11 protein-coding genes are annotated in these 10,622 nt (G+C 52.0%); 7 read left to right on the top strand and 4 right to left on the bottom strand.

Going from position 1 to position 10,622, the window contains the following annotated elements:
* Nucleotides 1-467 precede the first annotated feature (467 nt).
* Both fimE and fimB read right to left on the bottom strand, forming a co-directional pair.
* The gene (fimE, locus tag CW267_RS28685; RefSeq protein ID WP_022064927.1) at nt 468-1,076 is read right to left on the bottom strand and encodes a type 1 fimbria switch DNA invertase FimE; all 609 of its coding nucleotides are present in this window, start codon (nt 1,074-1,076) and stop codon (nt 468-470) included.
* Nucleotides 1,077-1,539: 463 nt separating this feature from the next.
* Nucleotides 1,540-2,145, bottom strand: coding sequence for a type 1 fimbria switch DNA invertase FimB (fimB, locus tag CW267_RS28680; protein ID WP_012967261.1), 606 nt, complete (start codon nt 2,143-2,145; stop codon nt 1,540-1,542).
* Nucleotides 2,146-2,389: 244 nt separating this feature from the next.
* On the opposite strand from fimB, the gene CW267_RS30995 reads away from it, so the two are divergent.
* Nucleotides 2,390-2,587, top strand: coding sequence for a hypothetical protein (locus CW267_RS30995; RefSeq protein ID WP_153242724.1), 198 nt, complete (start codon nt 2,390-2,392; stop codon nt 2,585-2,587).
* Nucleotides 2,588-2,997: 410 nt separating this feature from the next.
* Here the strand turns inward: CW267_RS30995 and CW267_RS28665 are convergent, their stop codons facing one another.
* Complete coding sequence (locus CW267_RS28665; RefSeq protein ID WP_008806377.1) at nt 2,998-3,243, bottom strand: hypothetical protein; 246 nt, start codon at nt 3,241-3,243, stop codon at nt 2,998-3,000.
* Nucleotides 3,244-3,592: 349 nt separating this feature from the next.
* On the opposite strand from CW267_RS28665, the gene yehD reads away from it, so the two are divergent.
* The 5 genes from yehD to CW267_RS28640 all read left to right on the top strand — a co-directional run bounded on the left by yehD (nt 3,593) and on the right by CW267_RS28640 (nt 9,469).
* Nucleotides 3,593-4,135, top strand: coding sequence for a fimbrial protein YehD (yehD, locus tag CW267_RS28660; protein ID WP_023323246.1), 543 nt, complete (start codon nt 3,593-3,595; stop codon nt 4,133-4,135).
* A gap of 61 nt (nt 4,136-4,196) precedes the next feature.
* A complete protein-coding gene (locus tag CW267_RS28655; protein ID WP_012540626.1) occupies nt 4,197-4,880 on the top strand; it encodes a fimbria/pilus periplasmic chaperone in 684 nt (227 codons plus the stop codon).
* Nucleotides 4,881-4,892: 12 nt separating this feature from the next.
* The gene (locus tag CW267_RS28650) at nt 4,893-7,373 is read left to right on the top strand and encodes a fimbrial biogenesis outer membrane usher protein (protein ID WP_049162386.1); all 2,481 of its coding nucleotides are present in this window, start codon (nt 4,893-4,895) and stop codon (nt 7,371-7,373) included.
* 12 nt (nt 7,374-7,385) lie between these two features.
* Nucleotides 7,386-8,375 carry a fimbrial protein gene (locus CW267_RS28645; RefSeq protein ID WP_100781237.1) on the top strand — a complete coding sequence of 330 codons (990 nt, stop codon included), beginning with the start codon at nt 7,386-7,388 and terminating at the stop codon, nt 8,373-8,375.
* Between the two features lie 137 nt (nt 8,376-8,512).
* The gene (locus CW267_RS28640) at nt 8,513-9,469 is read left to right on the top strand and encodes a nickel/cobalt transporter (RefSeq protein ID WP_060619876.1); all 957 of its coding nucleotides are present in this window, start codon (nt 8,513-8,515) and stop codon (nt 9,467-9,469) included.
* On the opposite strand, the gene CW267_RS28635 is transcribed toward CW267_RS28640, so the two are convergent.
* Nucleotides 9,466-9,972, bottom strand: coding sequence for a MarR family winged helix-turn-helix transcriptional regulator (locus tag CW267_RS28635; RefSeq protein WP_012540630.1), 507 nt, complete (start codon nt 9,970-9,972; stop codon nt 9,466-9,468). The genes CW267_RS28640 and CW267_RS28635 overlap by 4 nt on opposite strands.
* An 81-nt stretch (nt 9,973-10,053) precedes the next feature.
* On the opposite strand from CW267_RS28635, the gene CW267_RS28630 reads away from it, so the two are divergent.
* Nucleotides 10,054-10,622 (top strand): EamA family transporter (locus CW267_RS28630; RefSeq protein WP_165787479.1); only part of this gene is annotated, 569 nt, incomplete at its 3' end.

The following is a 10,622-nucleotide window of genomic DNA, read 5'->3' as shown; positions in this document are numbered from 1 at the left end:
GAACGATGTCGAAATAACGAACCGGATTGGCAGCCGATGTGCCTTCCAGGCATGTCAGATTTCAGCCGAGTAGTCAGGCTGCCGGCTCTGCACAGTTTTTACCCAACTGATGAGACAATTGGGGCCATTTTGACTCGTTGGGATAAATGATCTGTTTTTGGTTTTTGACTGGCTTATTTGTGGTTTTAAATTCTGTTTATTTGGCTTTTTGTGGGTATGTAATCTGGAGCGGTGGGCGGGAGTGCAAAAGGAATAGCGATGGCGCTGGCGAAGGATCGCCGGTGCAACGGGAGTATGGTGGGAGAAAAGTGAGTGATTGCGTGATTAAAAATATATAATAATCAATAAACTATGATTTTTTCTGCAGAAATATAGCGCGGTGAGTTGCAAAACATTACAAAACATTTTTATGATATAAACAGTTTGGCCCCAATTGACCTGTTAGCAATTAATTTTATTGTATTAAATCAATCATTTAAATCATTTTCCTTTGGCAGGCCTTTTTCCTCTAAAAGATTATTTCTTTCCCAAATCCCGGCAAAACGCGCCGCATTGCTGGCGGTGTAGCGTACCGTGTGACGAATATTACGATGTCCCAGATAATCCTGTATCAAACGGGTATCTGTACCTCTTTCCGCCAGTTCATAGCCGCAGGCGTGACGCAGCATATGAGGGTGCGTGTGCGTCACGGTGCCCGCATTTTCACCGGCGGATCGAATAATACGATATGCCTGCTGGCGTGAGAGCGGCGTACCGCGACGAGAGATAAACAGCGCGTCGGTTTTTGCCGCCGCTTTCCAGCCGGCGCGGACCTGACTCCAGCGTTCGATTGCCTCGCGCTCATCAAAGCGCAGCGGATGAATAGTCGAAAAACCGTTCTTAAGCCGCCGCACATTGACCCGTCCTTCATGCAGATCCAGATCGTGATAGTGCAGATCCAGCAGTTCGCTGATGCGCATGCCGTGGCGAAAGGCAAGCAGGATGAGGCAGTAATCCCGTTCACCGGTTGGGCCCTGGCGAGCGGCCTGCATCATTGCCTGAACTTCTTTGGCGGTAAGAAAACGACGTCGGTTCACAATATTAGCTCCTGAAAAAAGGATGAATGACCGTCACGGCGAAACCTTACGCCATGACGAAAAGAATGCGTAATGCTAAAACGTTGTAGGGTGAAGTTGATTAACCACGAATAGATAGCACATTACATTGACTGATACTAAAAATATCGCCGGGCGATAATTCTTAATTTTAAAGATTTTAATCGTTGTCTCAATAGCCTCTCCAGATGTTATCGCCAGGTGCATAAAATAAAAGGATTTTTTTCTGGCGCACGTTGTCATTAAAAAAACGGTGCGGAAATTTTACTCGAGCAATAAATAATTCGGTCAAATCCAGAATGAACGCAGGGTTAAATTGACGCGGAGCTGGCAGGAATAAATAAGAACTTGCGGGAACAGTAATCATAATTAACGCAGGGTTAATGATAATAAATGTTATAATTTGCGAGCAGGTTGCGGGACAACGCCATCCTTGGCGTCAAGGTTATTGGATCAAAGACGATCGCTGTTTGTCGCGCGTATTGTCCCAGATGCCATAGAAACGTCCCGCGTTGCTGGCGGTATACCAGACGGTATGGCGGATATTGCGATGCCCAAGGTAATCCTGGATCAAACGGGTATCGATCCCCATATTGGCCAGCGCAAAGCCACATGAGTGACGCAGCATGTGTGGGTGGATCTCCAGCGGTAATCCCGCCAGATCCCCTGATGAGGCGATAATCTGATAAAACTGCTGGCGAGAAAGGGGATTACCTTTGCGGGAGAGAAACAGCCATTCGCTGGCTGCCTGCGGCCAGCTGCTGCGAATGGCCAGCCATCGCTTTAGGGCGTGGATCTCTTTCTCCAGCAACGGGTGGGTAGTCGAAAATCCCTTTTTGAGTCGATGGATGTAAACGCAGCGGGCAGCAAGGTCGATATCCGATATTCGTAGACGGCAGATCTCGCTGGCTCGCAGACCGTGAATGAAGCACAGTAATGTCAGGCAATAATTCCGTGCGGCATAGAGACCGGTATCGGCGGCTTTAAGTAAAGACTCGATCTCATTCTGAGTCAGGAAGTTCCTTTTTTTTATATCGGCGTTATTCGTCATGGTTTTCCCTTTTATTGCAGGCATATTTTTCTCTTTCCAGGCCTGCGTCAGGTCATTGTTAAATTCGACTGCCTTTTTATTTTGAAACGGCGTGCTGATAACGTTTTAATCTCATACGAAAGCGTTTCACCTGGTGAAGGCAAAATCTGAATGCTATCGCTGAGTGAGCGTGCGGTATCATAGGCTATCTCCATCGCCACCGATAAGGCGCCGCAAGCTGAAGGGTAAAGAAAGGGTTAGCGGGTTGAAGTGGCGTCGCTTTCCTGGTGGTTTCCACGTCCTGTACATCCCTGATCCTCTTGATGATGCCCGCATGATGATGAAGGCGCGGGCTTCCGGCCGCGGCAAGGCGGCCATCAATGCCGTCATGATTTATTGCCTGCCTGCTGGACATCATTGCGCCAGCAAACCAACCTCCCGCGCCAACAACCTTCGGGAATAGCATGAGAAATTTCTCAGACAGAATACAACTCTGCATCGTCTGGATAGCATTCACTGCAAAACTACAACAGTGATTAAACCATACTGCAAAAAGCCTGGGGATAATAGCCATTGTCTGTATGAGGGCACTTTAGGCTGTATTTCAGTAATTCAGTTTAATCTAAAGCATGTGGTCGAAGTGGAGTGGTATCAGGCACGGTAAGCGCCAGTGGCGGCGATATTAGTGGGCTGGAAAAAAGGGGGATATGATGAGGACCGGGATACGGTCTGAGGGGGGCGCGGGAATATTCTGCTCTATGCTAAGAATAAGGCGCATGCCACAAATGTCAGCCAGACAACTGAAGTATGAGGGGGCGTTAAAGGCTCCGGCGGTGGGAGGAATGACGTCCTGAAGACGCCGAAGCCTCAGTTTCACCATTTTTCGTCACGTGCTTCCTGGCGACCTTCGCGGCGGTTTTCCCGTTTATCGTGACGGCAGCTGGCGTTGCTTTGATTGTTATTGCGGACGCATTCCTGCTTGGTATCACGACCTTGCTCGCGGCTATCCTGTCGGATATCGCGGGCGTCCTGGCGTTTGTCGCCACGCCAGGTCGCCTGCGCCGAAAACGATGGCGCCAGCAGCGCGACGCAGACCAGGGCAAGTAAGCCTCTTTTCATGGAGATGGCCTTCTGTTTTTATAAACACAATAAATAATTAGCAGGTAATTATAAAATTATCATATAGCTTAAGTGAGGATAGCACAAAATGCATCGCTGCCAGCGATAACGTTGTTTTTTATTAAATGAATCCGTCGTTTCTGATGTCTATGTTTTTATTGTGTTTTAATGCGATATAAGCAACATAACTTTTGGATGAGTCGTAGATATAATGAATTATTTGGCTTGATATTAGTCAAGTGAATTAAATACGTCTGTTGTGAATGATTAAGTTGCGTGCAATATTTAACGCATGAGTTTTTTCTCATCTCATAAGCCAAATGGATAAACAAATAAAAGGAACTATATTATGAAGCGTTTAACTGTTGCTGCAGCAGTCCTGTCCACCGTATTTATGAGTGCCGGCGCTTTTGCGGATACTGACCAGGGTGAAGTTATTATCACCGGACGCGTTGTGGGAACCACGTGTCAGTTTCTTGATGGCAACAACTCTACCACTATTACGATGAACCAGGTCGGGCAGGAAAGTCTTGCTGGTCTTAATGCCGGCGCCACCTATACCGGCATTAAAAACAGCACCACGGTGCCATTAAAATTAAAATGTACCGGTGCTGCGCCGAAAATCAGCCTGGCACGTAACCAGTTTGATACCACTTACCCGAACATTACGAAAAATACCGTAGCGGGTGGCGCATCCGGCGTCGGCTTTGTGGTGACAGCGAATGACGCCGAACTAAACGCCAACTCGCTGATTCCTCTTAATGGGGATCCTGATGAAAACGGTGTATATACCATTGATTTTTCAGCACAGTATGCGGTGGTGGCCGCAGGTAACGCAGTCACCCAGGGCGATGTTGAGTCAACCCTTACGCTGACCGTGGTAACCGAGTGATGCTGTCACCCGGCGAGACGCAGGGCGTTCGCCGGGTCTCTGTTTACATGGAGTGAAAGAGATGAAAGGATTCATTCTGCTGCTACTGACCTTTTTCATTATCCCCGCACAGGCGGGTATTGTGATCTATGGGACGCGCGTTATTTATCCGGCCGGTAAAAATGAGGTGATGGTGCAGTTAATGAATCGCGGCGATCGCGGCGCCCTGGTACAGGCGTGGATCGACGACGGTAATACTTCCATTGCCCCGGAAAATATCCGCGTACCTTTTCTTATTTCACCGCCGGTGGTGCGCGTCAGAGCCAATACCGGTCAGCAGCTTAAAATAAAAGCATTATCCAATACGTTACCGCAAAATCAGGAAAGTTTATTTTATCTGAATGTCCTCGATATCCCACCCAATGCCAGCGTGAATGATGGTAAAAATGTGGTGAAATTTGCGATCCAAAATCGAATTAAGTTGTTTTATCGCCCGGAAGGTGTCGCTGGCGTTACGCAGGCCAGTTTTCATCATTTAGACCTGCAGCAAAAAGGTAAAAATGTACTGCTTAAAAATAACAGCGCAAACTGGATAACGATCCCTGAAATTAAAGTGAATAATGTGAAAGGAAACAGTAAAGCCATTATGCTGGCGCCATTTTCACAGCAAATGATCACCCTCAGCGGCAGCGTTGCCAGACAGTACAAAATAACTCTTATTGATGATTATGGAAATTATATTAGTGATAGCATCAGCGTAAAATAAAAAGAGGTGGTTATGTTAAGGATGACATCACTGGCCCTGGCAATTATTGCATCATTATTTGCTGAAGCCCTGGCGGCAGAAGAGACCTTTGATACCAACTTTATGTTCGGCGGGATGAAAGGGGTCAAAGACAGTCACTATCAGTTTACAGATGACGCACCGATTGCGGGTGAATATAACCTGGATGTGTATGTCAATAACAAGTGGCGTGGGAAATATGACCTGACAGTGAAGGAGCAGCCAGGGGAAAGCTGCTTGTCACACTCCCAGCTGCAGCAGCTCGGTATTAAAGCCGAGAGGCTGGACAAAAAGGATCTGGCGCAATGCATCACGCTACGCGAGGCTGTGCAGGGGGGGAAATATCATTTTGATATCTCCACCCTGACCCTCGAGCTCACTGTCCCGCAGGCGTTTGTTAATGAGCTGGAGGCGGGCTATGCTTCCCCGGAAAGCTGGGACCGCGGGGTCAACGCCTTCTATACGTCCTATTATGCCAGTCAGTATTACAGCGATTATAAAAGCGCCGGGAATAACAAGAGTACCTTTGCCCGTTTTACCAGCGGTTTAAATCTCCTGGGATGGCAACTGCACTCTGACGCCAGCTATAACAATAATGATTCTGGCGCCGGTGAGTGGAAAAGTAACACCCTTTATCTGGAGCGAGGCTTCGGCGAGATAGAGAGTACGCTGCGCGCTGGCGATATGTACACATCAGGCGATATATTCGACACTGTGCGCTTTCGCGGGGTGCGCTTATATCGCGATATGCAGATGTTGCCCAACTCCAGACGCAACTTTACGCCGATCGTCCAGGGGATTGCGCAAAGCAATGCCCTGGTCACCATTGAGCAAAATGGCTTTGTCATTTATCAGAAAGAGGTGCCGCCCGGTCCCTTTGCCATCGCTGATTTACAGATGGCCGGCGGCGGGGCCGATCTTGACGTGAGCATCAGAGAAGCAGACGGGACGGTCACCAGCTATCTGGTTCCCTTTTCTTCCGTTCCCAATATGCTGCAGGCAGGCGTCTCGAAATACGATCTTGCTGCCGGACGCAGCCATATTGAGGGGGCCGATCGGCAGGCTGATTTTATCCAGGGGACCTATCAGTATGGTCTGAACAATCTGCTGACGCTGTATGGTGGTTCGATGCTGTCGAATCACTATTCGGCTTTTACCCTCGGGACGGGCTGGAATACCTGGCTCGGCGCTATTTCCGTCGATGCCACCCAGTCGCACAGCGAGCAGGATAACGGCACCTATGATGGACAAAGCTATCAGGTGGCTTACAGTAAATTCCTCACCCCAACCCAGACCCGTTTTGGCCTCGCGGCCTACCGCTATTCCAGCCGCGATTACCGCACCTTTAACGATCACGTGTGGGCGAAGAACAGAACCCACTATCACCGCGACGAAAATGATGTCTACGATATTGCCGATTATTATCAATATGATTTCGGCAGGAAAAATTCCCTGTCGGCCAGTTTGAGTCAGGCGCTTCCGGCGGGCTATGGCGCGATTTCCCTGAGCGCCCTGTGGCGCGACTACTGGGGAAAAAGCGGCAGCAATAAAGATTATCAGCTCGGCTACTCGAATACCTGGCAGCGGCTGACCTATACGCTATCGGCTAGCCAAACCTATGACGAATATCATCACCAGGATAAGCGATTTAATCTTTATTTCTCCATTCCGTTCAGTTGGGGGGACGACCTGACCGCGCCGCGTCGTCGGTTGAATCTGTCTAACTCCACTACCTTCGATAACAGTGGCTTTGCCTCCAATAACACCGGACTGAACGGCATTGCCGGCTCCCGCGATCAGTTCAGCTACGGGGTTAATCTCAGTCATCAGCAGCAAAATAATGAAACCGCTGCCGGGGCCAATCTCACCTGGAATGCCCCGCTGGCCACACTGAGCGGTAGTTACAGCCAGTCGTCAAACTACACCCAGGCCAGCGGAAGCCTCTCCGGGGGCGTGGTGCTTTGGTCCGGGGGCGTCAGCCTGGCGAATCGGTTATCAGACACCTTCGCGATTTTGCAGGCGCCGGGGCTGGAGGGGGCTTATGTCAATGGTCAGAAATACCGCACCACTAACGGGAAAGGGATCGTGCTCTACGACAACCTCACGCCGTTCCGTGAAAACGCCCTGATGCTGGATGTGTCGGATTCCCACAGTACGACGGAACTGAAAGGCAACCGGAAAATGGTGGCTCCGTATCGGGGGGCTGTGGTGGTCAGCCACTTTGATACAGACCAGCGTAAGCCGTGGTTGATTCATGCCCGACAAGCCGCGGGTGAGCCGCTGCCGTTTGGTTATGAAATCGAGGATAACCGGGGGCAGAATGTCGGGGTCGTGGGCCAGGGCAGCTTATTATACATCCGCACGGATACTGTTCCGTCGACGCTGAAAGTGGCTGTTGATAAAGCAAATAATCAGTACTGCACGATCACCTTTAAACAAACCATTGATGAAGAGCAGACCTATGTCTGCCGGTAAAGGAATATTACGATGAGATGGCTACTGTTTCTGCTATTCACCTTCAGTACCTTTGGCGCCTGGGCGGGGAACTGCGACCTGAACACCAGTCATATCCAGAAAGGGATTGAGGGGTACGGTACCTATATTTTCAAACCCGTCACCCTCTCCGGTACTCTGGCGTTACGCGAAGGCACCTTTACCAATGATGACTGGCTGTTTGTTTGTCAGTCATTACAGAACGTCGTGATTACCCTGACAGGAGAAGCGCAGCACAGCACCGAGTATAATTTCCTGGTGGGCCACGAACAATATAAAATTAAATTCGACCTGTCGCCGCATAATATTTCCGGCACCGATTTGACCGAAAAAATTCACTATAAATTGTCTGACATTTTTAATGATACCGCCTCGATTAGCTATGCCATCAGTAAGGGAGAGGTCGCAGGCAGGCCGGTGATCACCCCCGGTCAGCCCTTTACGGTAAGTTATAAACTCAATCTAAGATATTGTCAGAATAAGGATAAAGAGTGCACCGATATCCCCATTACCTATATTTACCATATCATTTTGCAGATCAACGTGATGACCTGTGGTTTTGAGAATCCGACGACGGAAATCAACATGGGGGAATATAATTTCATCGATATTAAACAGGGAACTGTCGCGTACCGCCCGGAGGTGATCTATATCGACTGCCGCCAGGGAGAGTCCGGTGTACTGGAACTGACGCCGGGCAAGATTGAGTACTCGTTCAGGAGCGCATCGGGACTGAAAAACGGCCAGGTGTTAGCTAACGATGAGGAATTATCTGCCACCGGCGCCGGTGAGGTCGGGTTCCATATTCAGGATGCCAGCGGGGCGGATATCCAGTATGACAATGGCTACCTGTACGAAACGCCTCAGGAAGCCGTGCACGGCAAAAACCCAATTACCCTTAATATCAAGCCAATGAAGTATGGCGAGAATATACGTACCGGGGAGATGAAAAGCCGGGTCATCATCGTGGTCAACAATAACTAACCCCGCTTTGCCTGTCGACGCCAGCCCAGGCTAATGTTATCTCTATCTGTCAGGGGGCATACCGCTTCCCCTGGCCGACAGGGCAGGCAAACGGTTCGCCGCCCGGTGAGATAAACTCTTTACGCAATGGCATAATGATGAATACTCCGATTGCGCAGCGCGACTGGCGCCTGCTGGCGGCCGGGAGCGGCGGGCTCCTTCTGCTGGTGGCCGGCATCATGTTGCACAGCCACTGGGGCGATTTTCTCCAGTGGTGCCTCGCCACCCAAATTACCCTGCATCGCTATCTGGTGATGTACCTTCTGCTGCTGAATAACCACCAGTACAGCGGCGGCGTCTGGCTGTTAGTGGGCGCCTTTCTCTACGGCGTGCTGCACGCCATCGGGCCGGGTCACGGTAAGTTTATCGTCACGACTTACCTGAGCACCAACCCGGAGAGCCTGACGGCGGCGCGGGTGGTGCCCTTTCTCGGCAGCCTGTTGCAGGGCGTCAGCGCCATCCTCTTTGTCTTTATTCTCGCGGTAGGACTGAATCTGGCCGCCGGCGATCTCAGCGCCAGCCGCTGGTACGTTGAGAAGATCAGCGCCCTGACCATCGGCGCCTTTGGAATTTACATTATCTTTCGCGCGCTGCAGAACCTGGGGCCGGGCAAGAGAGTGATTCGCGCCATGACGCCGGTGCATCAGCATGATGCCTCGTGCGGCTGCGGGCACCACGGCGTGGGGCACAACCTGCACGGCGCCGACTGGAAAACACGCCTTGGCGTGGTGCTGGCCATCGGCGCCCGCCCCTGCAGCGGGGCAATCATGATCTTGCTGTTCGCCAACGCGCTGGGGATTGTCAGCTGGGGCATCGCCGCGGTGATGACCATGGCGCTGGGCACCGGACTTTCGATCCTCGGTCTGTCACTGACGGTGCACTATGCCCGTCACCGTATGGCCAACAGGCTGACGGTGGGGAGTCGTCCGCGGCCCTGGCTGGTGCCGCTGGTGAAGATCCTCGGCGGGCTGGCGCTGATCCTCTTTGCCGCCGGGTTGTTTTTCACCGTGGTGCCGATCAGCGCCAACGGCGACTTTATCGCCGCCGGCTGTTAACGACTTTCCAGCAGGTGCATCAATACCCGTAGCGCCTGATCCAGTTGCAGGCGCTCGCTGTCACTGAGTCCTGCCAGCAGCTGCCGTTCATTATCGACATGCGTTTCCACCGCCTCATCGATCCGCTCACGCCCGACAGGGGTCAGGGCGACCAGCATACTGCGGGCATCCTCCGGGTTCGGCAGGCGGGTAATAAATCCGCGTTTCTCCAGCGCCTTCAGGCGATGAGTCATGGTGCCGGAGGTGATCATCAGCGTGGAGAAGAGCTGGGTCGGCGAAAGAGTGAAAGGGGGGCCGGCGCGGCGCAGCGTCGCCAGCATATCAAACTCCCAGCGCACCAGATCGTGGCGCGTAAAGGCCACTTCCACCTGCGGCTCCAGCAGCATGGCGCATCTTTTCAGGCGGCCTATCGGTCCCATTGGGCTGCAGTCCAGATCCGGTCGCTCCCGCTGCCACTGGGCGAGAATGCGATCCACGGCGTCGATCGCGGGTGATTTGTCCATCAGTGCTCACTTGTCTTGATATCAAGATACTTGTCGGTACATACTTCAGTCACCAATTTAGCTTGAAGTGAAGATAAAATCATGGCTTTTCTCTCACGTAGTCTGATGATCGACTTACTGCTCACCGCGCTGGCGCCCGCTATCTGGGGGACGACCTATATCGTCACCTCCCAGTTCCTTCCTCCCGATCGGCCATTTATCGCTGCGCTGCTGAGGGTGTTGCCGGCAGGCATCGCCCTGCTGATCTGGAGCCGTCGTTTCCCGCAGAGCGGCGAGTGGGCAAAGCTTATCGTTACCGGCATTTTAAATATCGGCGCTTTCCAGGCGCTGCTGTTTATCGCTGCCTATCGCTTACCCGGTGGACTGGCGGCGGTGATTGGCGCGATCCAGCCGCTGCTGGTGATGCTCCTCGCCTGGTGCGTTGATCGGCAGCGCTCGCCCTGGCTGGCGGTGTTCTCCGCCATCGCCGGTATACTCGGTATGGCCATGCTGCTGCTGTCGCCGCACACCGTCCTCGACCCGCTGGGGATCGGCGCGGCGTTTCTCGGCGCGATCAGTATGGCGCTGGGCACCTGGCTCTCCCGCCGCTGGGCGCTCTCCTTGCCGATTGTCGCGTTGACCGGCTGGCAGCTGGCGATTGGGGGAGTGGT

This window comes from Klebsiella sp. X1-16S-Nf21 (assembly GCF_002837615.1).
GTDB classification, from domain to species: Bacteria; Pseudomonadota; Gammaproteobacteria; order Enterobacterales; family Enterobacteriaceae; genus Klebsiella; species Klebsiella variicola.
Note: the sequence above shows the minus strand (reverse complement) of the source record. Positions and strands in the feature narration are given on the sequence as shown.